General features: G+C 45.7%; 21 protein-coding genes and 1 riboswitch. Of the genes, 20 read left to right on the forward strand and 1 reads right to left on the reverse strand.

What is annotated here, in order from left to right:
• Positions 1-251: 251 nt before the first annotated feature.
• The 8 genes from ABIN22_RS12940 (at position 252) to ABIN22_RS12975 (ending at position 11,963) form a co-directional block, all read left to right on the forward strand.
• Positions 252-1,694 carry a CapA family protein gene (locus ABIN22_RS12940; protein ID WP_346909133.1) on the forward strand — a complete coding sequence of 481 codons (1,443 nt, stop codon included), beginning with the start codon at positions 252-254 and terminating at the stop codon, positions 1,692-1,694.
• Positions 1,687-2,256 (forward strand): GNAT family N-acetyltransferase, encoded by a 570-nt coding sequence (locus ABIN22_RS12945; RefSeq protein ID WP_346909135.1) that lies wholly within the window; start codon positions 1,687-1,689, stop codon positions 2,254-2,256. Before ABIN22_RS12940 ends, ABIN22_RS12945 begins: the two co-directional genes overlap by 8 nt.
• A gap of 124 nt (positions 2,257-2,380) precedes the next feature.
• Positions 2,381-2,478, forward strand: a riboswitch (SAM riboswitch).
• 180 nt (positions 2,479-2,658) lie between these two features.
• Complete coding sequence (gene metK / locus ABIN22_RS12950; RefSeq protein ID WP_346909248.1) at positions 2,659-3,846, forward strand: methionine adenosyltransferase; 1,188 nt, start codon at positions 2,659-2,661, stop codon at positions 3,844-3,846.
• A gap of 210 nt (positions 3,847-4,056) precedes the next feature.
• The gene (locus ABIN22_RS12955) at positions 4,057-5,121 is read left to right on the forward strand and encodes a sensor histidine kinase (RefSeq protein WP_109732462.1); all 1,065 of its coding nucleotides are present in this window, start codon (positions 4,057-4,059) and stop codon (positions 5,119-5,121) included.
• Entirely contained in the window at positions 5,114-5,806 is a 693-nt protein-coding gene (locus ABIN22_RS12960; protein ID WP_109732461.1) for a response regulator transcription factor, read from the forward strand. The genes ABIN22_RS12955 and ABIN22_RS12960 overlap by 8 nt, the downstream gene beginning before the upstream one ends.
• Positions 5,807-6,101: 295 nt before the next feature.
• Positions 6,102-9,086: a glycoside hydrolase family 2 TIM barrel-domain containing protein gene (locus ABIN22_RS12965; protein ID WP_346909137.1), complete on the forward strand. Its 2,985-nt coding sequence runs from the start codon at positions 6,102-6,104 to the stop codon at positions 9,084-9,086.
• Between the two features lies 1 nt (position 9,087).
• On the forward strand, positions 9,088-10,287 hold the full coding sequence (locus ABIN22_RS12970) for an MFS transporter (RefSeq protein WP_346909139.1): 1,200 nt from the start codon (positions 9,088-9,090) through the stop codon (positions 10,285-10,287).
• Between the two features lie 86 nt (positions 10,288-10,373).
• Positions 10,374-11,963, forward strand: coding sequence for a sodium:solute symporter family transporter (locus ABIN22_RS12975; RefSeq protein ID WP_346909141.1), 1,590 nt, complete (start codon positions 10,374-10,376; stop codon positions 11,961-11,963).
• Between the two features lie 79 nt (positions 11,964-12,042).
• Here ABIN22_RS12975 and ABIN22_RS12980 read toward each other — a convergent pair whose 3' ends face one another.
• Positions 12,043-12,897, reverse strand: a complete 855-nt coding sequence (locus tag ABIN22_RS12980; protein ID WP_118622651.1) for an AraC family transcriptional regulator — start codon at positions 12,895-12,897, stop codon at positions 12,043-12,045.
• 223 nt (positions 12,898-13,120) lie between these two features.
• Here ABIN22_RS12980 and ABIN22_RS12985 point away from each other — a divergent pair, with 223 nt between their 5' ends.
• The 12 genes from ABIN22_RS12985 to ABIN22_RS13040 all read left to right on the forward strand — a co-directional run bounded on the left by ABIN22_RS12985 (position 13,121) and on the right by ABIN22_RS13040 (position 25,145).
• Positions 13,121-14,500 (forward strand): TrkH family potassium uptake protein, encoded by a 1,380-nt coding sequence (locus ABIN22_RS12985; RefSeq protein ID WP_346909143.1) that lies wholly within the window; start codon positions 13,121-13,123, stop codon positions 14,498-14,500.
• Between the two features lie 43 nt (positions 14,501-14,543).
• Positions 14,544-15,197, forward strand: a complete 654-nt coding sequence (locus tag ABIN22_RS12990; protein ID WP_109732459.1) for a potassium channel family protein — start codon at positions 14,544-14,546, stop codon at positions 15,195-15,197.
• Between the two features lie 42 nt (positions 15,198-15,239).
• Complete coding sequence (locus tag ABIN22_RS12995; protein WP_346909145.1) at positions 15,240-16,019, forward strand: TrmH family RNA methyltransferase; 780 nt, start codon at positions 15,240-15,242, stop codon at positions 16,017-16,019.
• 309 nt (positions 16,020-16,328) lie between these two features.
• Positions 16,329-17,018: a deoxyribose-phosphate aldolase gene (gene deoC, locus ABIN22_RS13000; protein ID WP_109732457.1), complete on the forward strand. Its 690-nt coding sequence runs from the start codon at positions 16,329-16,331 to the stop codon at positions 17,016-17,018.
• 11 nt (positions 17,019-17,029) lie between these two features.
• Positions 17,030-18,343: a transaldolase family protein gene (locus ABIN22_RS13005; protein WP_109732588.1), complete on the forward strand. Its 1,314-nt coding sequence runs from the start codon at positions 17,030-17,032 to the stop codon at positions 18,341-18,343.
• Between the two features lie 102 nt (positions 18,344-18,445).
• A complete protein-coding gene (locus ABIN22_RS13010) occupies positions 18,446-19,009 on the forward strand; it encodes a DUF1097 domain-containing protein (protein ID WP_346909148.1) in 564 nt (187 codons plus the stop codon).
• Complete coding sequence (locus tag ABIN22_RS13015) at positions 18,990-19,427, forward strand: VOC family protein (RefSeq protein ID WP_243099469.1); 438 nt, start codon at positions 18,990-18,992, stop codon at positions 19,425-19,427. The genes ABIN22_RS13010 and ABIN22_RS13015 overlap by 20 nt, the downstream gene beginning before the upstream one ends.
• 14 nt (positions 19,428-19,441) lie before the next feature.
• A complete protein-coding gene (locus ABIN22_RS13020) occupies positions 19,442-20,608 on the forward strand; it encodes a phosphopentomutase (RefSeq protein ID WP_109732454.1) in 1,167 nt (388 codons plus the stop codon).
• A 50-nt stretch (positions 20,609-20,658) separates the two neighbouring features.
• On the forward strand, positions 20,659-21,828 hold the full coding sequence (locus ABIN22_RS13025; protein WP_346909151.1) for an iron-containing alcohol dehydrogenase: 1,170 nt from the start codon (positions 20,659-20,661) through the stop codon (positions 21,826-21,828).
• Between the two features lie 8 nt (positions 21,829-21,836).
• The gene (locus tag ABIN22_RS13030) at positions 21,837-23,162 is read left to right on the forward strand and encodes an amidohydrolase family protein (RefSeq protein ID WP_346909153.1); all 1,326 of its coding nucleotides are present in this window, start codon (positions 21,837-21,839) and stop codon (positions 23,160-23,162) included.
• Positions 23,163-23,187: 25 nt separating this feature from the next.
• Entirely contained in the window at positions 23,188-24,279 is a 1,092-nt protein-coding gene (locus ABIN22_RS13035; protein WP_346909155.1) for a BMP family ABC transporter substrate-binding protein, read from the forward strand.
• Positions 24,280-24,296: 17 nt separating this feature from the next.
• Positions 24,297-25,145 (forward strand): nucleoside phosphorylase, encoded by an 849-nt coding sequence (locus ABIN22_RS13040; protein WP_118622639.1) that lies wholly within the window; start codon positions 24,297-24,299, stop codon positions 25,143-25,145.
• The last annotated feature ends 3 nt before the right edge of the window (positions 25,146-25,148 follow it).

Genomic DNA, 25,148 nt, shown 5'->3' on the forward strand with positions numbered 1-25,148 from the left:
AGCTGTGCGAACTAATAAGAACAGGCGGGAAGATACAGGCCATGAGGCTATGTATTTTCCCGCTTTTTTACGAAGAAAATGCATCATGCGAAGTAAAAAGTCCTCCGGGCGGGATGTACATTCCCAAATAAGGTATATAACAGGAGAAAAATTCCTGCGTAAATTATCAGGAGAAGGTCTTGACTTTTATTCCGTGGTATGCAATGGTTTTGTATATATGGTTTGGATTTGCAAATGAGGAGGCTGTAAATATGGGGAACGACAGATACGATGCAGAGGTCCGCAGACAGCGGATTGAGAAGCGTAGAAAACAGGTGCGTCAGAGGATGCTGATGGTTATTGGGGGAGCCGTGCTGATTCTGATAGTGATAATCAGTTTATGTATTGCGGGAGTGAAGCGGCATTCGTCGAAAAAGCAGCTGGCTGCGGGAAAAGAAGCGGTGCAGGCTTGCTACGATACATTTGTTAAGACGCTGGATGGTGCGGTGGAGGCTTCGTCTGCTACCGGGAAAAGGGAAAAAGGCTCTTTTTCCGACTGGTTCATGGAGGCTTATCCGGAAAAAAAGGATGCAGTTTTGAAGGCTGCACAGGATGGAAAGATTTCCGGTGAAGATATTTATGCCGCGGTTGGAGAAACGATGCATGTCGTTAATGACCGCTATAAAGGCTGGCTTGATGACGCAAAAACTGCAAAGAAGCATGGGATTTACATGAAAAAAGGAAGTTCTGGTAAGGCTGCGGAAGTGGTTGTTGCAGGGGACATCTGTTTTGCAGAGGATGGATTTGTGCTGGATCACTATGACACAGTAAATGACCTGTCGAAATGCATTTCTCCCGAAATATTGAAAATAACAAATGATGCGGATGTTTTTTATCTGAACCATGAGTACTGTATCAGTGAAAGGGGGGAGGCTCTGGAGGGGAAGCTGTACACGTTCCGTGCAAAACCTGAGCGGATGGCCCTTCTTGAGGAGATGGGGACGGATCTCGTATCTCTGGCCAATAACCATGTTTACGATTATGGCGAAGATGCCCTTTTAGATACGCTGGACCTTCTGGATGAGGCCAAGATCCCTTATGTCGGCGGCGGGAGGAATATCGGGGAGGCGAAGCGGCCGGTTTATTATGTGGTAAACGGTGTGAAAATCGGTTTTGTCGCGGCGACGAATGCGGAAGTGGTGTATTACACCCCTGCGGCAGAAGAAGACTCTCCGGGGGTTCTGGAGGCTTATGATACGGCGGAATATAACCGGGTCATTCAGGATGCAGCTGGACAGTGTGATTATTTGATTGCATATATCCACTGGGGACCCGAAGACACGAATGTTTACGAACAGTATCAGCACGATATGGGAAAAGAATTTCTGGACGCCGGGGCCGACATTGTAGTCGGAGGACATCCCCATGTGCTTCAGGGGATGGAATACATAGACGGAAAGCCTGTTATTTACAGCATGGGGGATTTCTGGTTTAATGATGAGACAAAATATACCGGCCTTTTGAAGCTGGATATTAATGATAAGGGATTGAAAGGAATGTCCTTCGTGCCCTGTCTGCAGACGGAGTATACAACCCAGTATATTAAAGATAAGGACGAGCAGGCCGAATTCTATGAGTTTTTCAACGGTTTGTCCCCCAATGCAGAGCTGAACGATAAAGGGGTATTCAAAGAGGTGGAAAAGAAAGATGAATAAAGAAGAGATTATAATCAGGGCGGCTGATCAGCGTGATGCAGAAGCCCTCCTTAATATTTATATCCCGTATGTGACGGATACGGCTATCACATTTGAATATGAGCCGCCGACTCTGGAGGAATTCAGGGCCCGCATGGTCCGTATAATGCAAAAGTATCCTTATCTGGTGGCGGTGGCTGACGGAAAAATCGCCGGATACTGCTATGTTTCCCAGTTTAAAGACAGAGATGCTTATGACTGGTCTGTCGAAACGACGGTCTATGTCGGCCGTGAGCTGAAAGGCAGGGGAATAGGAAGAAAACTCTATGAGAAGCTGGAAGAGGTTTTGAAAGCACAACATATTCTGAATCTGAATGCCTGTATCGCCTATCCCCATCCGGAAAGCATCGCATTCCACGAAAAACTTGGATACCGGACGGTCGCACATTTTCATAAATGCGGCTATAAACTGGGTGTCTGGTACGATATGGTATGGATGGAAAAAATGCTGGGTGAGCATACGGAGAATCCGCTTCCGGTTATTCCGGCCTGTGAGCTGGAGTTGGAAGAGCTGCTTTCATAAGAATTTCAAAAACGTAATCAGGAGATTAATGGAAGGATACAAAAATTGAAAGATGTATATTGACATTTTTCATAATACGGTGTAAAGTTCCTATTGTACTTAACAACTTAACAAAGCAAGCTTTCTCTTATTCAGAGCGGTGGAGGTACAAAGGACCTGTGAAGCCGCGGCAACCCCTAACACGGAAGGTGCCAACCTGAGCGAGTAATCGAACAATAAGAGGATTGATTTATGAGATATAAACAGTCCGCTTCTTGTGGGCTGTTTTCTTTGTTTATAGAGGAAATTTTTTGTGAACAAGGCAGGCAGTCCCAGAGAGAAAGAGCTGATTCGGACGTACTGGTGGTTTATTATACGAAAAGAACCGCGGACGGTCCGGACATTTCAGAAGGGAGAAATGACATGGAAAAATTATTATTTACATCAGAATCAGTAACAGAAGGACATCCGGATAAAATGTGTGACCAGATATCCGATGCTATTTTGGATGCGCTTCTCAAGGAAGACCCGATGAGCCGTGTGGCGTGTGAGACATGCACAACAACAGGCCTTGTCATGGTTATGGGAGAAATCACGACGAATGCGTATGTGGACATCCAGAAGCTGGTACGTGATACCGTACGTGAGATTGGATATACAAGGGGGAAATTCGGCTTTGACGCGGATACATGCGGCGTAATCACTGCGATTGACGAGCAGTCAGCAGATATTGCACTCGGGGTTGACAAGGCTCTCGAAGCAAAAGAAAATAAGATGTCCGACGACGAGATTGAGGCAATCGGAGCCGGAGACCAGGGAATGATGTTCGGATATGCAACAGATGAGACAGAGGAATATATGCCATACCCGATCGCTATGGCCCACAAGCTCGCCAGAAGGCTGACAGAGATCAGGAAAGATGGAACACTTCCGTATCTGCGCCCCGACGGGAAGACCCAGGTAACGGTAGAATATGACGAGAACGGCGTTCCCGCGAGACTGGAAGCAGTTGTACTATCCACACAGCATGACCCGGAGGTTACACAGGAACAGATCCACGAAGATATTAGGAAATACGTATTTGATGCGATTCTTCCGTCAGAAATGATTGATGAGAACACAAAGTTCTTCATTAACCCGACAGGGCGCTTTGTCATCGGAGGACCTCACGGGGACAGTGGCCTGACAGGAAGAAAGATCATAGTAGATACTTACGGCGGAATGGCACGCCACGGCGGCGGGGCTTTCTCCGGAAAAGACTGTACAAAAGTAGACCGCTCCGCGGCATATGCAGCTCGTTATGCAGCAAAGAACATTGTAGCGGCGGGCCTTGCAAAGAAATGCGAGATCCAGTTATCCTATGCAATCGGTGTTGCACAGCCGACTTCCATCAACGTAGATACATTCGGAACAGGGAATGTATCCGAGGAGAAGCTGATCGAAATCATCCGCGAGAACTTCGACCTGCGTCCGGCCGGAATCATCAAAATGCTTGACCTTCGCAGACCGATCTACAAACAGACAGCAGCATATGGACATTTTGGCCGTAATGACTTAAATTTACCTTGGGAAAAGCTAGATAAAGTTGACGCATTGAGAAAATATCTGTAATATAACAGTATTAGGTGCGTTAAAAAAGAAGGGGACAGGCACCGGAAAGTGTCTGTCTTTTTCATATATAACTATATGGCCGGATATAACAAAAATCCGTAAACATGAGGGCGGCGGGGCGTACCGAAGAAAAACAGGCAACATAATTTTAAGAATATTCTGAAAACGGAGCGCAAAAGGGTCTGACCCCTTTGCAGAAGAGGTGACAATATGAAGCTTAAGACGAAATTGATTCTCGCGTTTATGACGGTTATGATTCTTCCTACTATTTTTGCGATTATTGCGATGTATACGTTTGCGCCGAAGGGGGCGGGCGAGCTGGGGGAGATCCAGCAGCTGTATCTGCTGGTCGTATTCCTGACTGCGGCACTTTTGATTTACTGGATCTACAGGACGGTTTCCCTGCCGCTCTCGAGATTGCAGATCGCAACCCGTAATATTAAGGAAGGGAATCTGGATTTTGAGATTAAGAGTGAGACGGACGATGAGATCGGCATGCTCTGCCGGGATTTCGAGGAGATGCGTCTCCGGCTGAAGGCGAATGCGGAAGAAAAAGTTGCGTATGATAGAGAGAATAAGGAACTGATCAGTAATATCTCCCATGATTTGAAAACACCGATTACGGCGATTAAAGGTTATGTGGAGGGAATCATGGATGGTGTTGCGGATACGCCGGAAAAGATGGACAGATACATCAAAACAATATACAATAAGGCTAATGAGATGGATCTGCTTATCAATGAGCTGACGCTCTATTCCAAGATAGACACGAACCGTATTCCTTACAATTTTACGACCTGCTCAGCCAAACAGTATTTTGGCGACTGTGCAGAGGATTTGTCGCTGGAACTGGAAGCGAAGGGTGTGGAGTTTACGTACCGCAATTATGTGGAAACGGACTTTAAGGTAATTGTAGATCCGGAACAGCTTCGGCGGGTAATTAACAATATTGTTAATAACTCCCTGAAATATATGGACAAGCCGAAGGGAAAGATTTTTATGAATTTAAAGGATGTAGGGGATTTTATCCAGATTGAGCTTGGAGATAACGGCAAAGGGATCGCCCCGAAGGATTTACCGTATATATTCGACAGGTTTTACCGGACGGATGCTTCAAGAAACTCTTCGAAAGGCGGAAGTGGTATCGGACTTTCCATCGTCAAGAAGATTGTGGAAGAACATGGCGGTAAGATTTGGGCGACCAGTGAGGATGGGGCTGGAACAACAATGTATTTTGTAATAAGAAAATATCAGGAGGTACCGGTGGATGAGTAAGAAGATTTTGATTATTGAGGATGAAGAAAGTATTGCAGATCTGGAGAAGGACTATCTGGAACTGAGTGACTTCGAGGTTTCTGTAGCAAATGATGGTGAGATTGGAATGAAAAAGGCGCTGGAGGAGGATTTTGATCTGATTATACTAGACCTTATGCTCCCGGGGGTAGATGGATTTGAGATATGCAGGCAGGTCCGTGACCAGAAGAATACGCCGATCATTATGGTATCAGCGAAGAAGGATGACATCGACAAGATCAGGGGTCTGGGACTTGGCGCAGATGATTATATGACAAAGCCTTTCAGCCCGAGTGAGCTTGTGGCCCGTGTGAAGGCACATCTGGCACGCTACGAGCGTCTGATAGGAAGCAATGTGGAAGAGAATGAGATCATTGAGATCAGGGGACTGAAGATTGACACAACCGCGAGACGTGTCTGGGTCAACGGAGAGGAAAGGTCCTTTACAACAAAAGAATTCGACCTTCTGACATTCCTGGCCGGGCACCCGAACCATGTATACACGAAGGAAGAACTATTCCAGCAGATCTGGGATATGGAATCTATCGGGGATATTGCCACTGTGACCGTGCATATTAAAAAAATCCGTGAGAAGATTGAATACGACACCTCACACCCACAGTATATTGAGACAATCTGGGGTGTAGGATACCGCTTCAAGGTGTAATACCCGCACTTGGCGAGTTTTTTGAGCCTGGTAAGACATAGATCTGATTTCTCAACAGGGGAACCCATGACTTATGAAAGTCATGGGTTCCCCTGTTTAAATTCTCTATTTCCATTCAGCTCACTGCTTTACGGATATCACCTGAATCTTTAAAGGATCAGGTGATTTTTTTGTTTTTAGAAATATGAAAATAAGCAAAAGTGTGATTTTGTCCATATAAAATGAAACTTTCTCTATAGAATCAGCCAAAGTAAAGTTGCTATAATCTGTCTAACGAAACACGAAGGAGGAGAAAATGAAGTTAGAAAATTATTATGAAGATCCTGAAGTGCTGCATGTGGGAACAACGAAAGAAAGGTCTTATTATATTCCGCAAAGAGATAAGTCAGTCTCAAAAGTACTGCTGAATGGTGACTGGAGGTTTTACTACAGTGATGATCCAGATGGGATTCCGGAGGGGTTTTATAAAAAGGGATTTCAGGCAGATGACTGGCATACCATACCTGTTCCGGGATGCTGGCAGAATTATGGGTTTGATACACATCAATATGTATGTAATTACTACCCGTTTCCATACCGCCCTCCGTATGTACCTGGACGAAATCCATGTGGGGCCTACATACATACATTTTTTCTAAAAGGGAATTCTGTGGAGAAGAGACAGTATCTGAATTTTGAAGGAGTTGATTCCTGTTTTTATGTATGGATAAATGGCCAGTTTGCAGGATACAGTCAGGTTTCACATTCGACCAGCGAATTTGAAATTACAGATTTGGTAACGGCAGGGGAGAATACGCTGGCAGTTCTTGTTTTAAAATGGTGTGACGGCAGTTATTTAGAGGATCAGGATAAGTTTAGGATGTCCGGTATTTTCAGAGACGTATATTTGCTGGAAAGGCCTCAGAAACATATACGTGATTTCTTCGTACATGCAAGATTGGAAAATGGTTTGGATAAAGGCGTGGTCGAAGTAGAATTCGAAAATACGGATAATAACATGACAATTATGGCGGTACTTGAAACTCCTGAACAAAAAGTACTGGAAAAAGGTGAGACAAACAAAGGTAATCTGAAGTTTACAATTGTAAATCCGATTCTGTGGAATGCAGAACAGCCCAGATTGTATCAGCTGACCCTGGATACGGGAGAAGAACAGATTATTCATAAATTTGGATTTAGAAAAATAGAGGTAATTGACTCTGTTGTGTATCTGAATAAAGTCCCTGTTAAAATGCGTGGTGTAAACCATCATGATTCTGATCCTGTGACCGGATTTGTCATGAACAGAGAACAAGCCCTGAAGGATTTGGCTTTAATGAAACAGCATAACATAAATGCTATACGGACCAGCCATTATCCGAGTTCACCGTGGCTTATGGAAATGTGTGATGAACTTGGCTTTTATGTATTGGATGAGGCCGATCTGGAAGCGCATGGATCAGCGGAATTCTACGGAGGGTCCTGTGAAAAAACCTATGGTGATGTTGTACAGAATCCTATATTCTATGAGGCGGTGCAGGACAGGGTCAGACGTTGTATCCACAGGGATAAGAACCGTACAAGTGTTATCATCTGGTCCCTGGGAAATGAATCCGGGTATGGGGAGAGTATGGAAGCAGCAGGGCGCTGGGTAAAATCATTTGATCCTGACAGGCTGCTGCAGTATGAAGGCAGCATATGGGAGACAGGCGGACATAAAAACGATATATCCATGCTTGACCTATATACAAAAATGTATGATTCAACAGCAGAAATAGAAAACTATTTGAATAACCCGGAATCAAAAAAACCGTACATGTTAATTGAATATGCACATGCTATGGGAAATGGACCCGGTGATTTGGAAGATTATCAAAGGATTTTTGAAAACAGCCCAAGGGTATTCGGAGGCTTTGTGTGGGAATGGTGTGACCACGGCATCTTTATGGGAAAAGCTGATAACGGCAAAGCCAGATATTTTTATGGCGGGGATTTTAAAGAGGAACTCCATGATGATAATTTCTGTATGGACGGATTGGTTTATCCGGATAGAACACCCCATACGGGGCTGAAAGAATATCAGAATGTTCTGCGGCCGGTCAGGGCAGTCCTCCTTAATCAAGATAACGGTGAAATCGAAATCGAGAATAAAATGGATTTTACCGCTCTCGAGGAAAGACTTTACATCCATTATACTGTTGAGCAGGACGGCGCTGTTGTATATGGGAAAGATTTATATCCGGAACATCATCCGGCCCATACTAAAAAGAATTATCTGTTTGATTACACTGTTCCTTCATCAGGTATATGCACATTGAATTTAGAGTACCGGACGCTGAAAAAAGAATATTTTATTGAGAAGGATACTGTGGTCGGATTTGACCAGTTTATTCTGCGCGGTGAAGCACAAGAGAGGAGTCCGGAAGTACAGGGCGGCATAAGGAAAGAAGAACAGGGACGTTTCATTTATATAAAAGGCAGTGACTTTACATACCGGTTTGATAGATATGCAGGGGCGTTTGACCGAATCATTTGCGATGGGTGTATCTATACGATGGAACCCGTCCAGTACAATATTTGGCGAGCACCTACAGATAATGACCGGCTTGCGAAACTGGAATGGCAAAAAGCAGGGTATGACAGGGTTCAGGTATGTGTAAAGGAAACGAAGGCAGAACAATTAGAAGAGTCAGTCCGCATCTGGGTATCCCTGGATTTGGCAGCGGCGCATATACAGCCATGCCTGGAGGCAGAAGCTGAATGGCTGATTTATGCCGGAGGGGCAATAACTGTGAATATCAGGGCAAAACGTAATATGAACATGCCCTATCTTCCCAGATTTGGTATCCGCATGTTCATGCCGAAGGAATTCACAAAAGTGTCTTATCTTGGTTATGGACCTTGGGAATCCTATTGTGATAAACATCAGGCATCAAGACTTGGGCGATTTAGTGGAGACGTTAAAGATCTTTATGAAGATTACATCAAACCTCAGGAAAACGGAAGTCACTATCATACATATGAGATGATATTGTCTGATGATCTGGGAAATCAGATGGAGGTATTTTCAAAGGACACTTTTTCTATGCAGGTTCTTCCTTATACACAGGAGGAGCTGGCTTCAAAAAGACATAATTTTGAACTGCAGGAAGCTGACCATACGGTTCTGTGTCTTGATTATAAAATGAGTGGAATTGGTTCACAAAGCTGTGGACCGGAATTAAAGGAAGAGTATCAGTTATCGGATGAGAGAATAAATTATCAATTCAATTTATGTTTTAAGACGCTGAGGAGGAAGTAATATGAAGATTAAGAGTTTTTTTACAAAAGAAAATATTAGCTTTACGATTATCCAGACAGCATATTGGGCCGGCTTCTGTATTTTGTTTGCGTATCTGAGTCCTTATATTCTGAGTCTGGGCTGTTCTAATACCCAGCTCGGAGTTATTATTTCAGCAAATTCTCTGGCCAGTATAATCGGGCAGCCGGTCTTTGGGTATATCTGCGACAGATCAGGGTCCATTAAAAAGGTAATGATTGGCAGCCTTTTGGGAGGCAGTGCGCTTGCAGCTATTTTCTATTTCACAGGCAGCAGCTATATGGCGATTTTATTCTTTTCAACGGTAATATCTTTCGTCATACAGGCCGTGTACCCCCTGATTGATAACTGGACGGTTTTAGATGCGCAGGTGAATCCGACAACGAATTATGGTATTACCCGGGGAATTGCATCTCTAGGGTATGCAGCCACATCAGCAATAGTAGGAGGTTTTTTTGATAAACATGGATTTCAGTGGATGTTTATCCTGTTTATTGCTATGATGGTGATTGCGGCGCTGGGGTGTCTGGGTCCGAAGGATACTAATAATACTGTTGTAAAAGAAAAAGTGAAATTTACTGATTTAAAATTGCTGGCAACTAATTATGGATATATAGCATTCGTGATCGTAGCGACTCTTTTATATGTAGCCTTCCGCTCAGCACATGGTTTTCTTGCTACATTAATGACACAGGTGGGAGGCAGTACAGAACAGCTCGGATACGCATGGTCTGTTCTGGGACTGAGTGAAGTGCCGGCTCTGTTTCTGGCAGGGATCATTCTGCGGAAAATGAAGGACTCACATTTACTTTTCATATCCATGTGCTTCTTTATATTAAGAGTACTGCTCCCTTCATTTGCAACAACGCCAACACAACTGATCTGGATGACCGCCCTGCAGGGGCTTTCCTATGGGTTATTTCTTCCGGCATCAGTATCATTTATTGCCAGAATTACAAAAAGGGAATTATCGAGCACAGCCCAGACATTCGCTGTTGCAATGTATGCAGGAGTGGGAAATACGGTAGCGGGAGTAGTCGGAGGTGTCTTGGTAGATTCTATAGGTGTTGCAAATGTATACCGAATTGCAGGGTTGGTTATAGCAGTTCTTGCGGCTGTTTTCGGTTTTGTCGTGGTATCTCTGGATAAAAAAGAAAAGGCGGCACAGACAGCTGCAATATAGGGGGAACTTTCATTCTGTAAAGCTGCAGACGGATACCTGTTCAGGATGATTGACCGGAAACACCCTAAAGAGGAGAGGAGAGAGTAATGTCAGTTATCGATTTTATCATTGTTGTTGTTTATTTGGGAGCACTTCTTGTTGTAGGAGCAAGGCTGAGCAAAGGTAACGTGACACAGGATGATTACTTTATAGCAGGACGCTCTATGGCATGGCTGCCGGTAGCGCTGTCGGTAGCTGCCACTACAATTAGCGGTAACGGCCTTATCGGAGGGCCGGGCTGGTCGTACCAGTCCGGTCTGCGGGCCTTTATGCAGAATGCAAGTATTCCGTTAGTGCTGGCACTGGCGTGCAGCTGTTTTCTTCCATTTTTATACCATATCCGCATAACGTCATGCTATGAGTATTTACAAAAGCGGTTTGGGGCTGTTAGCAGAACTCTCGGGGCAGTGGGATTTTTAATGACGGCCCTGATTCAGGTCAGTTCAATGGTGTATATCCCCTCCCTGATTATTAGCCAGCTGACAGGCTGGGACATTAAACTGGTTTTAGTAATTATTGTGATTGTATCTACAGTTTATACACTGCTTGGTGGTATTAAAGCTGTCATATGGACAGATGTAATCCAGATGGTAATCGTATGGGGCGGGTTATTTGCAATTGTATTTTTGGCGTTTAAGAATCTGGATATTAGTTTTATGGATACCATTCAGACTGCCCGGGAGGCCGGAAAGCTGAATGCGCTGGATTTCTCAGCAAATCCGAAAGTTGAAAATGGATTCTGGGTAACCCTTTTAGGGGGCGGTATCATGTGGATGCAGTATTATATATCGGATCAGTCACAGGTACAGAGACTGTTTTCAACTAAATCGGTAACGGAGGTGAAACGTTCACTGCTTACAAGCGGAATTCTGATGAATGTAATGTATTTTTTGTTCATGATCATCGGACTTATTATGTTTTCTGTTTTTCAGGGAAAGACTTTTGAGAATACCAATCAGGTTATGATCCAGTTTATAGCTGAGAAAATACCAACAGGGGTGATGGGCTGTATCATAGCGGGGATTTTTGCGGCAGCAATGTCGAGTGTCGACTCTCTTTTGAATTCAATGGCAACAGTCTTTATAAAAGATATTTACGAAAAATGGGTACTGAAAGGCAGAAGGGCTGTATCTATGGGGGTATCCCGGTATTTTACACTGGCTATGGCAGGTCTGGCAGTACTGTTTGCCACATTTGGTTTTATGAATACAACGGCATCTGTCTTAGCTGTTGTGGGCAGTTATATATCCTATCTGTGTGGTGCGATTCTGGGTATGTTCCTGTTGGGAATGCTAACCAGAAAAGCAAATGATTTTGGCGTTTCAATTGGATTTGTGGCCGGAGTATTGGGAACAGTAGCCATAGCACGGGTATATCCTGTCAACTATCTTTGGTACAACGTGACGGGGCTTGCAATTACGATGGTGGCGGGGTATCTGGCAAGTCTTGTAAAACCATGCAGAAGTACAGAAGATATAGAAGCCTATACACTTTTAGGATGCAGAAGAGAAATACGCATGCGCGGCAAAGATCAGAAAGGGCTGCTTCAGGAAATGCCCTGCCGCATGGACAAGTATACATGGGGACTCATTATATTTTTTGTGATCCAGTACATAGTGCTGGGCATATTAAAATAGTATAGCGGCAATTATAAAGAGATCAAGTTTTATGTTCCCTGATATGCCCTTGGCACGTGATCAATGAGGTATAGTATTGTTATACTTTACCCCATTGATTTTTTTTATATTCGTTTGGAGAATATCCGGTTTTCTTTTTAAAGATGCGGCTGAAATAGAGTGGGTCTGAATAGCCTACCAACTCAGCAATTTCAGCAATTTGAAAAGATGTATTACTTAATAAATCCTTCGCCTGTTCTATTCGCATATCTGTGAGATAGGCCTGTGGTGAAGAACCGGTAAAATCTTTGAAACACCGTATAAACCAGTTATAAGTCATATGGTATTTTTCGGCAAGTTCCCGTATGATAATGGGTTCTTTATAGTTTTCATGAATATAGAGGACGGCAGAAGCAATATCATTATGTCTGTTGTAATAGGGAGACTTTTGTTTTTCGCGGGCTCTGTTCAAAAGGAGACAGAGCTGTTGCAGCATGAGTGTATTCATGCTGCAAAAATCATTCTCCTGCAGCTGTATTTCGCGGATGATGCTGTTAAAAAGTGAGATCAGGGTACTGTCAATGCCGATGTACAGTGTAGTTTCCCCCCAAAGCTGATAGTGTTTCAGCAAAGATTCACAATGATATCCGGTAAAATGAATCCAGAAAACTTCCGGCTGTTCTTCCAGACGGTAGTAGTAAAACTGTGGTTCATTCGGATAATATATGATAATATTCCCGGCAGTTACTGCCTGGTATTTTCCATGAATCAGGAAATGTCCGGTACCTTTGGTCATATAAAGAATCTGATAGTCTAACCGTCCGTTTAGCCGTGTTGTTTCTAAATAATTCAATTTGACCAACCGGTAATGTCCGGCACTGTTAACGAACAGAGGGACTGTAAGATTCTCGACCTCATCAGGTTTATAGCGGTGGAATCCCGTTATGCTAATCATTGAAATCACATCCTTTCATAGAGAAAAGCGAAATAAATTTCGTAAACAAAGTTTTATCTATTATATCATTTCCAATTACAATAGAAAAGTAAAGTAATAACAATGGGATGTCATCAGGATTTCGGGGCTGTCCTTTTCAGTTCGCCTGTGTTAGAATGGTAACCAAAGTTAATATCATAATACACCGGCTTATCCGGAATAATAAAACTTAAGGTGCTAAGACATGAAAAATAAAAGTTTAAGAAAAATCAGCCTCAATACGATGCAGAAGATTGCGGTTGGTTTTTTAGGCGTTATCCTGCTGGGGGCACTGCTTTTATGGCTCCCTGTCAGTAACCGGCAGCCGATCGCATTTGCGGATGCGCTGTTTACGGCGGTCTCTGCCGTCTGCGTGACCGGACTTGTGACAATCACCCCGGCCGTACAGTTCACGGTATTTGGAAAAGGAATCCTCCTGGTACTGATACAGATCGGCGGTCTGGGAGTGATTGCATGTATGATGGCCTTTTTCCTGATTATTAAGAAAAAGATTACATTGAAGGAACGTGTTGTGATCCAGCAGACATACAATCTGGACACACTGAGCGGTCTGGTGAAGTTTATTATCCGCATCCTGCGCGGAACTTTCATCGTGGAAGGGATCGGTGCCATTCTCTATTCGATAAAATTCATTCCTGAATTTGGCATGGTAAAAGGTATCTGCTATTCTATTTTCCATGCGATATCTGCGTTCTGCAATGCCGGGATTGACATTCTCGGAAACAGCAGTTATATGGAGTATGTAAAGTCACCGGACATCAGTTTTACAACGATGTTTCTGATCGTTATCGGGGGTCTGGGATTCACGGTATGGCATGACATTTATAAAAACACGAAAAGAGTGATATGGGAGAAACAGCCTGCAAGAAGGCTGTTTACGCGCCTGAAGCTTCAGACAAAGATCGTGCTGACGATGACCCTTGTTCTGCTGATGGTAGGTTTTATTGGATTTTTTGTACTGGAGTATCATAATCCGGATACAATGGCAGGACTCAATCTGGGGCAGAAGCTGATGGCGGCCGGTTTCCAGTCTGTTACAACAAGAACGGCCGGTTTTGCAAATATATCTCAGGACGGACTGTCGCCGGGTTCAAAACTGCTGGCATGTATCCTCATGTTTGTCGGCGGTTCCCCGGCAGGAACGGCAGGCGGTGTGAAGACGACGACCGTTGCGATGCTCCTTCTGACTTGCATCGGCGTCATTAAGGGAAAGAGGGATACCGAATGCTTCGGAAGGAAGATAGAGCCTTCTGTTGTCCGCTCAGGTATTGCGATTATCCTGCTTACCTTTTTATTCTGGCTGTCAGGAGTAACACTGGTTACCGTTCTGGAGCCACATGTGGATTTCCTCAGGATCATGTATGAGGTAACATCTGCGATGGCAACCGTGGGGCTGACGGCCGACCTTACCCCGGATTTGTGCCGGGCGAGTCAGGCCGTTCTGATGGTGCTGATGTATATCGGGAGGATTGGACCCATCACGATGGCCCTTGTCTTCGCGGGCAGGGCAGACACTGGTGCCCAGTTACGAGATCTTCCGGAAAAACGGATTATGCTGGGTTAATAGGCTGGTAATGACAAACAAAGATGTTGCAAGGAGAAGATGAATGAAGAAACAATATGCGGTATTTGGACTGGGAAGCTTTGGGCGGAGCGTTGCGCTGACTCTGGAAAGTCTGGGCTGTGACGTGATTGTGGTAGATAAATCATATGAGAAGGTGCAGGAAATCTCTGATTCGGTATCTTATGCCATGAGGGCGGATGTATCCGACCCCGAGGCACTCGTGTCTCTGGGAGGTAAGAATCTGGACGGTGCTGTCGTGGCAGTATCAGAAAGTCTGGAAGCAAGTATCATGGCGACGATTGCGGCTAAGGAGATCGGCATTCCTTACGTTCTTGCAAAAGCCAGAGACGAACTTCAGGGCATGATTCTGGAAAAGATCGGGGCAGATGCGATCGTCTATCCGGAGCGGGACATGGGCAGCAGGGTGGCGAAAAGTCTGGTCTCAACCGCGTTTACGGACTGGATTGAACTGTCCGCGGAATACAGCATGGCAGAGACTGTGATCCCGGATAAATGGGTCGGGAAATCACTTGCCGATCTGAAGGTAAGGGAGCGCTACGGGCTGAATGTCGTCGGGATCATGCGGGGGGAAGAAGTAGATGTTACGTTTGACCCTCACGAGCCGCTTCCGTCAGACTGCATCATTATCGTGATCGGGGCCAACTCGGTTTTGTCGAAGTTCCATTCTATGAAGTAAGAGCAGAAAATGAATAATTCCAGAAAGTAATGGTAGAAAGATATGATTACAAGTACAAGCAACCAAAGGGTAAAAGAACTGCTGCAGCTGCAGAAAAAAAGCAAGGCGAGAAACCAGGCGGGAGTATTTCTGGCCGAGGGGACAAGAATGGTCATGGAGGCGCCGCAGAAGCGGGTGCGTAAAGTATATGTCTCAGAGTCTTATATGAAGAAGCATGAAAAAGAACTGGAAGAAAAAGGGTTTGTGCCGGAAATTCTGTCGGATACGGTATTTGATTATGTATCCGACACGAAGACGCCCCAGGGGATTCTGGCGGTAATCCGGCAGATGGATTATACGCTGGAGGAGATCCTGAAACAGAAATCCCCGCATATTCTGGTTCTGGACAATCTTCAGGACCCGGGAAACGCAGGCACCATATTCAGGACGGCGGAAGCCGCAGGTGTGACAGGAATCCTGATGAGCAGGGATTGTGTAGACATTTATAACCCAAAGACGATCCGCTCCACGATGGGGGCTATTTACCGGATGCCGTTTTTATATCTGGATGATGTAATGGCGGGAATTGAAACGGTAAAAGAACACGGTGTACGGGTTTATGCGGCACATCTGGACGGGAAAAATGCTTATGACCAGGAGGATTACCAAAAGGGGACTGCATTTCTGATCGGAAATGAAGGAAACGGTCTGCGTAAGGAAGTGGCGGAATGCGCGGATGCGTGGGTGTGTATCCCGATGTCAGGACAGGTGGAGTCACTGAATGCGGCTGTAGCGGCCACAGTGCTGATGTTTGAAGTGAGCAGGCAGAGGAGAGTGGATTAGAGGGGCTGCACCAAAGCAATATGATATGAATAACTGATAGTTTTAATGAAAGAACAGCGGACTTGTTCCGGCTGTTCTTTTTTGATGGAATTCTCTCCAGATTTGTTACAAATAAGGCAAATTATTCAAACAAATGATAATATATAAACATTTATAACAAATAGAAATGTGAAAAATATGAAATAAAAGTAACAAATGTTATTGACAAAACAAAATCAGGGTGGTATATTGACATTGTAACAAACAATATATTGAAAATGCGCATCAATATACAAAGCAAGGAAAAGTGGATTATTAGGAGGATTTACAATGTTGACAGTGAATGAATTTGCAAAACATTTGGATTTGGCTTATCTGGCACCGAATTTACAGAAGGAAGATATTATCAAGGCATGTGATATTGCCAAGAAGTATCATGTAAACGCAGTAAATGTGAATTCCTGCTGGGCAGAACTTGTCGTGGAAGAGTTAAAGGGAACAGATGTAGGACCGAGTGCAGTCATTGGTTTTCCTTACGGTGCGATGTGCACAAAAGCAAAATTGTTTGAACTGGAAGAGATGGTAAAGCTTGGATGTACGGCCTGCGACATGGTTGTAAACATTGGAGCTGTAAAAGATAAAAATTATGAGCTGGTCCGCCATGAAATCAGTGAATTCGTAAGAATCTGCGGGGACGGCTGTGATACAAAGCTGATATTCGAAGTCGGTTTCCTGACAGATGAAGAGATTGCCGAGCTGACAAGAATCTGCTGTGAATGCGGCGTTACATATGTAAAGACTGCAACAGGCTCACAGGCATTCCCGACGATGGAACAGGTACAGATTATGAAGGATAATCTTTCTGGCGACACAAAGATCAAGGTATCAGGTGTGCCGAGAACATTTACCATGCCGGCGGCCCTCCATATGTTTGAACACATGGGCGTCAGTCTGGTAGGGACAAGAAGTGCAGGAAAGCTTGTTGAAGAATACAGCAGATATCTGGAAGAGCTGAAGTAATGGAGGGTATTATGCAGACAGTGAATTACAGTTTGGCGTCTCTCGTAGGCGGAGAGACACAGATCATATCAAGTGACGAGGGGTATGTTAGAAGAGCACTCCATCAGAATATAAGCCTGGAAGAATACGAATTTCTTCAGAAGACAGTCCGCTACATCGGTGTCAGCGAACGGTTTAAGGATGTCATCGACTTATTCAAGGTTCCGGAAGGAGAGACTCCCGCAGGCTTCAAGATTGAGTACAACATGAAAGAGAACCAGATAATGGAAATAGATTTGGTCAGAAATATATCGTATGATAAGAACGGTAAAAAGAGGCCGACCAAGTTCATCTATTCGGCAGATACGGCTAACCCGTATGAAGTGGAACCGATCAAGCACCTGATCGGCAACCTGACCTGTAACCCGGGTATTATTTATGACCTGTTCATCAATAATCCAAAGGCAAACGTCGGTCATAAGTTCAAGACCAGAAATGAAGTAATGGGTGAAATTTCCAACATACTCGGTCCCGGCTGCGATATCAGCGTTGAGGTGAATAACCCGTTTGCTGATTTCAGCCAGATTCTGGAGGAGGCGGAAGAATTCAGGGAGATGTTCTCCGATTACCGGATGGTAATCAAAGTTCCGCATACAGGTCCTGTTAATGCAGATAATGTCGGGGAACTGCTCACCGGAAACAAAAAGCTGTCCACACGCTGGAACCAGGGCACGACGAAGGACTACCTTTACGGGCATAATCTTGCACTGAAGCTGAAAGAACACGGATTCCGTGTGAATTACACGCTGATGTTTGAACCGTGGCAGACAGGTATGGCGCTGCAGGCAAAGCCGTACTTCATCAACAGCTTCGTACGCCAGCGCTTCGGGGTTACAACTTACATCAACGGGCTGCTGAACGCATACCAGACAACGTATGATGACCGGTTCCTGCAGGCACTGCGCAGCTTTATGATCGAATGGGACTTCCTCTCCAGAGACGATCAGGATGCAGACCTGCGTCTGGTTGAGAAGGTAGCAAGGGAGACTGTGGAATACAGGAAGATTAATGAGCATGAAGGGTTTGACGGCATGGATGGTGTAAGGCATAACTTAAGAATGCTCAGGAATTCGAATCTGGATGATACCAGACTGATTATCTGCAGTATCGAAGGTTCCAGAATGTATCCGGAACTCGACAAGCTGATGACGGAGGATGAGTTCAAGGATATGACAGACCGGATTGTGATTACGACAGAACCAAGTTATCTGGCCCAGAACACATCTGCCCCGCAGATTATTACATATCAGAGAAGATTCATGAATGCTGCAAATGGTGAGAAATAGCATATCTGGAAAGATGGCCGGAAACTTACCATGAAAGGCTGTGACTGATAAGGAGACATCATGGTCAGGCCAGGGTGCCTCCTTATTATGGACTAAGGATGAATGGGTGGAGAGATGAAGAAAAGCCAGTATCTAATATTTGCCGTTTTTGTAGGAATCCAGTCATTCCTGCTCCAGCTAGTAGACCAGCTGATCGGCACACACCTTGTATCGGGCGGACACAGCGGGTTTGTCTTTATCGCCTTTCAGGGGTGGGCGCTATATTTTCTGCTGGGAAGCAGCGTGAAAGGGGCCGTGAAGGGGTTCTGCGGCTATGTTTTGGGAATCGTTTTTGCGGTCATCATGATCGGGATGCCGGCCGTGCTCCCGGATTTGAAACTCCTGACAGTACCGGTTGTAGCGCTGATCGTCGTTCCATTTATGATGTATTTCGAATTTGCACCCTGGTGTATCAGCAATGTGGCAGTATTTTTTGTTGGTGCAGGTGCTTTTTTCGGAATCAACAGCTATGTGGAAGGAATCAGGATATGGCAGTCGGCCGGGATTGTGCTGCTGTACTGCGTTTTTGGACTGGCATCAGGCTGGATGAGTATTGTATTTCGGAAAAGAATAACGGAGGTGCATCAGGTATATGAGCAAGCTGGAAATGTTAACGAAATTAAATGATATCTGTTTATTTGTAAAAGACTTTCAGGGGGCGCTTAAATTCTATACGGAGAAGTTCGGATTTAAAATAAAACGGCTCCAGCCGGACCCGGAGCATGCGAACTATGCGGAGTTTGAGTTCTGCGGGACGGCAGTAACACTTTGGGATAAAAAAGGGCTCTGTGAAGTCGTGGACCATACATATATAGATGGGGAAGGGCATCATTTTATGATGGCTGTAAAAGTCCCGAAACTTCAGGATGTAGATGATATTGCACAGGAACTGATTGGCAACGGGGTGAACTGCATCAAGGAACCGACTACATATGGTTTTGGCTCCAGGGCGGCTTATTTTCAGGATTTTGAAGGGAATGTGTGGGAAGTGTTTGCCTGGGAAGAGGGCAACGGACCGGGACTTCTTGACGAAGCCGGTGAATAGGAGGAAAACGGGCCATGCCAAAGTTTACAATTATCGTGCTGGACAGCGTCGGGGTAGGAGAACTTCCCGATGCTGATGAGTTCGGGGATACCGGAACCAACACGCTGAAACATGTTGATGAATACAGAGGTGGTTTACATATTCCGAACCTGAAGAAACTAGGGTTATTTCATATTCAGGGCACAGGCCTTGCGGCCGCCGGGGAACCGGAAGGGTGTTTCGGGAAAGCAGCAGAGCTCGGGAAAGCCAAAGATACGACAAATGGGCATTTCGAGATCGCAGGGCTGACGGTGAAGAAACCGTTTAAAGTGTTCGGTGAATCCTTTCCCCCGCGGATCATAGAAGAGCTGGAACGCAGGATCGGTACAAAGGTGATCGGGAATTACCCGGCATCCGGGACAGAGATCATAAAGGTGCTGGGGGATGAGCATGTAAGGACTGGCTATCCCATCGTCTATCTGTCCGCGGACAGCCTGATGCAGATTGCCATGCACGAGAGTATCATTCCTCTTAAGCGGCAGTATGAGATCTGCAAGACGGCAAGGGAGCTTCTGACAGGGGATGACACGGTAAGCAGGGTGATTTGCAGGCCATTTACCGGGGAGAGCGGCAATTATTACCGCACCGAGAACCGGAAGGATTTTTCCGTGGACCCGCCCGGTTATACCGTTCTGGACCTGCTCAGTGAAAAAGGGAAAGACGTAATCGGCGTCGGCAAGATAGAGGACATCTTCAACAGGCGGGGACTGACAGAAATCAACCATACAAAGAATAACAGAGAGGGCATCCAGGCGGCACTGTCTTATCTGAGAACAGGATTTGACGGACTTTTATTTGTGAATCTGGTTGATTTTGACATGCTGTACGGCCACCGGAATGACCCACAGGGGTATGCAGAGGCGCTTGAATATTTCGATACCTTTGTACCTGAGATGTTAAGCCTTCTGGATGAAGAAGACATCCTTCTGATTACTGCCGACCACGGGTGCGACCCCACAACTCCGGGAACAGACCATACCCGTGAGTATATACCGATCGTTGTTTATGGGAAACAGTTAAAAAAAGGAACAGACATAGGAACAAGAAGTACCTTTTCGGATATTGCGGCAACCGTTTCTGAATATTTCGGATACGAATTTCAGGCGGGAACCTCTTTTCTGAAAGAGATTCGTAACTCGTAACTGATCACAATGCGGGGCAGTTACAGAGATGGAAAGGTAAGGTAGAGGATATGGATAGTTTTGAATTTATGTCTCCGACAAAGTTTATCCTGGACAAGGATGCAGACCAGCTTTGTGGACAGGAAATCAGAAAGATATCAGACAATGTATTATTCGTCCATTATGGTGACGGATATATGTATAAATCAGGGCTTCATGGGAGGATTATGGATGCTTTGGAAGCGGCGGGAGTTACCTGCTATGAACTTCCCGGAGTAGAGCCGAACCCGAAGGTCGGGCTTGTCAGGGAAGGCATCGGGCTATGCAGGGAGCACCAGATCGGCTGTGTACTGGCAGTAGGCGGGGGCAGTGTCATCGACACCGCAAAGGCAGTAGCACTTGGTGCAAAATATGACGGTGATGTATGGGATTTTTACAGCAAGAAAGCCGTCCCGACAGAAGCACTTCCCGTGGGCACGGTTATGACACTCCCGGCAACAGGCAGTGAAGGCAGCAACGGAAGTGTTCTGAATAATCCGGAAACGGGCGAGAGTGCCGATGTTATGGCAGATTTCTTAAGACCTGCATTTACCCTGATGAATCCGGACCTGACGCTGACGATACCGAGGCGGCAGACAGTCTTTGGGATTGTGGATATGTTTTCCCATGTACTGGAACGTTACTTCTCCAGTTCGGTCAATGTAAACCTGACAGACTATATGTGTGAGGGTGTTATGAAGGCAATCCTGGTAAATGCCAGGGCGCTGATGGAAAATATGGATGATTACAATGCCAGGGCAGAGTTCATGTGGACGGCAATTGTGGCACATAACGGACTGCTCGCGGCAGGGCGGAATCAGGACTGGGCCACACACACGATAGGCGCACAGCTAAGTGCACAGTACAATGCGGTGCACGGCTCCACGCTCTCTGTTTTGTTCCCGTGCTGGGCAAAATATGTGTACAAAGAAAATATTCCACGGTTTGTGCAGTTTGCAAACAGGGTATTTGACGTAGAGGTTGATTTTTACGATCAGGAAAAAACGGCGCTGGAAGGCATCCGAAGGCTGAAAGAGTTCTTCCTGTCTATGGGGGCTCCGGTAACCTTAAAAGAGATCGGGATTGAGACCGATGAAAAGTTCAGGAAAATGGCGGAGGATGCGTGCAGATTTGGCAGTATCGGAGGGCTTAAGAGCCTGAATGCCGATGATGTGGAAGCAATCTATAGAATGGCACAGTAGGTGGGGTTATGAAATATCAAACAGGTATCAGCGGCGCAATTATCGTCTCGGCACACAACCGGTACCAGCCGTTCATCGGATCGGTAGGAGTGGCAGAAGGACGGATTGCAGCCGTATCAGAAGGACAACTGAATAAGGAAGACTGTGAGGAATGGATCGATGCAGAAGGGAAAATCCTGATGCCCGGACTTGTCAACGGGCACTGCCACGGTGACATGACACTGGCGCGAGGGCTCGGGGATGACTTAACTCTGCTCGAACAGAACCAGAAGTTTGCTGATACCGGATGGTTTTATACCCTGATCACAGACGAGGACAGGTTCTGGTCCAGACAGCTTACATATTGTGAAGCGTTACTCTCCGGTACGACATTTATTATGGAGAACATGTACTGGGGGCTTGGAGAAGATTCTGTACGCGCGATGAAGGAGGTTGGTATACGAGGCGCTCTGGCGGAAGATGTCCGGGTAGATTTCCTGAGACCGGATGAATTCGTATCAGAACAATTACTCACCGGTTTTATCAGGCTGTGCCGGGAAAATGGTCTGGTGCCCGTTCTGGGCGGGGTCTCAGAAGAAGACTATGACACAGAAAGACTGCGGAAGATTCAGGGGATCCAAAAGCAGTACAAAGTTCTGCTTACCTGTCATCTGGCGGAAAACACATGGAGACAGGAAATGGTGGAGGAAAAATACCACACCACGGCAGTTGACTATCTGCACCGGAATAACCTTCTGAACAAGGGGCTGATTGGTTCCCATGTTGTATATGCCTCGAAGGAAGAGGTGTGCCAGCTTGCCCGGACGGATACAAAGGTAGTGAATACGCCGCTGTGCGAGATGAAGATCCAGGACGGCATTGCCCCTGTTCCGGAAATGATAAGACAGGGTGTCTGCGTATCTCTGGGCACGGACGGTGCGATGTGGAATAATTCCAACGACATTTTCCGTGAAATGAAAGGAATGTCGCTGCTCCACACAATCAGTGGGGGAATCCGCAGCCTTAAGAAGACAGACATTCTGGATATGGCAACGATCAACGGGGCTAAGTGCTTCGGTCTGGAGAAGGATTACGGGACCATCGAGGCAGGGAAAAAGGCCGACTTTATCCTGATTGAGACGAGGGTTCCCCATATGCAGCCGATGCTTACAGGGACACCGGAGACGGTAACGTCCGCACTTGTCTATAATGCGACGGGACGAGACGTGACCGATGTATTCGTGGATGGAAGACATGTAGTAAAAGATGGGGTTTTACAAACAATAAACGTAAATGATGTCATGAAAAGAGTGCAGGAGGCTTCTGAGAAAATAGCGGCGGCACTTTCTTCATAGAAAAAGAAAAGGAAGGAAATTATTTATGAAAAAAAGAGTTTTGGCAGTTATGCTTGCAGCAGTGATGGTGGTTGGACTTGTAGCAGGGTGTGCAAAGAAATCTGAGCCGGCTTCTTCCGACAAAGGAAAAGACGACGGGGAAAAACAGCTGAAGGTTGCCCTTGTAGTAAACCAGAAGTTTGGTGACAAGGCTTCTATGGATGACCTCGCAAAAGGTGCAGACCAGGCGGCAGAGGATTTTGGCGTTGAGATTAAGAAGCTGGAGTCAGCAGAAGCTTCTAAGTTTGAAGAAGATGTGCGTGCAATGTCCAAGGCCGGATACGATTTGATTGTAACAACCTATGGATACATGACGGATGCGACAAAACTTGTCTCAAAAGAATATCCGGATACGAAATATGCAGCCATTTTCCAGACAATCAATGATGGCAGCGAGAAGTATGAGAACGTGTGGGATACAGAATTTCATGGTGAAGGAGCATTTTACCTTGGCGGATATATTGCCGGAAAACTTACGAAATCCAATCATGTAGGCTTCGTGGTAGGTGCAGAAGAGCCGACTCCGAATGCAGAAGGCAATGGTTTCATGATGGGTGTAAAAGCGGCAAATCCGGATGCCACAGTGGAATTCTCCTATGTAGGCAGTTATGAAGACCCAGCTAAGGCAAAAGAGATTACAAGCGCTATGATTTCAAAAGGCTGCGACGTCATCCAGACAGATTCAGGGGCTTCCAATGCAGGTGTGGTTGAGGCATCTAAGGATGCAGGCATCCTGTGTGCAGGCGAAATCAGTGACTATTACGACACATACGAAGGATTCTACGGTATCGAAGGCATCGGCTTTGGCGATACAGTATATAAAGCGATTGAAATGTTAAAGAATGGGGAATACCCGGGCGGAGAGCACGGAATCCGTGACCTGACGAATGGCGGATATTTTATGGACTGGGATTCTTTCAACAGATTCGCAGATGGTAATGCAGAGTATAAAGATGTCATGAAGGCAGCAATTGAAGAAGCACAAAAGATGGAAGAACAGATCAAGGACGGTTCTCTGGAAGTTCCATTTAATACAGATGTACCGAACTGGGATAAAATCAAAGCTTCAGCAGAATAAAAGGAGAATCAGTCATTATGGAAGAAAGCATAAATAAAGCATCAGCTCCGAAGGCCGAAAATGAAGGCGTATATCATCTTCAGTTAAAACCGGGGGATGTCCCCCCTTACGTGATCCTTCCGGGGGCTCCGGAGAGGACTGTGAAAATAGCGAAGAACTGGGACGATGTTAAGGAAGTGGCATCTTACCGGGAGTATAAAACAGTGACCGGAAAATATAAGGGCATGGATATGGCATGTACGTCTACAGGTATTGGCGGACCGAGTTCTGAGATCTGCCTCCACGAACTGAACACACTGGGCGTTCATACCTGTATCCGTGTGGGCACGACAGGCTGTATCGTACCGCAGTTTGACCTCGGCGACCTGATTATCCCGGTTGCCTGTGTCCGAAAGGACGGAACGTCCGCAACGTATGTGGAACCGGAGTTCCCGGCATTTGCAAATACCTATGTTGTCATGGCCCTGATGGAGGCCTGTGAACGGCTTGGATTCCGCTATGGACTGGGTCTGGATTACACGGTTGGGTCTTTTTATATCGGACAGGGACGCCCGCTGAACGAGGACGGAAGCGGTTACTGGCCGTCCTTCGCGGAGAAGATTATTCCGGACCTGCAGACGGCAGGCGTGACGAATATCGAGATGGAGACATCCGGGCAGTATGTTGTAGGCTATCTGCATGAAATGAGGATGGGTGCAATTCTATCGGTTATTTCCAACAGGGTGTTAGACCGCTGGGGAGATAATGGCGGAGAAGAAAAGGCGTGCCTGGCAGCGGCAGAAGCTATGAAGATACTGAAAGAATGGGATGAAACTGGTGAAGTAAAACTGAGCGTTAAGAAAAATCGTATCTGTACTAAAGCATAGCAG

The organism is Faecalicatena orotica (assembly GCF_905197545.1).
GTDB classification, from domain to species: Bacteria; Bacillota; Clostridia; order Lachnospirales; family Lachnospiraceae; genus Faecalicatena_A; species Faecalicatena_A orotica.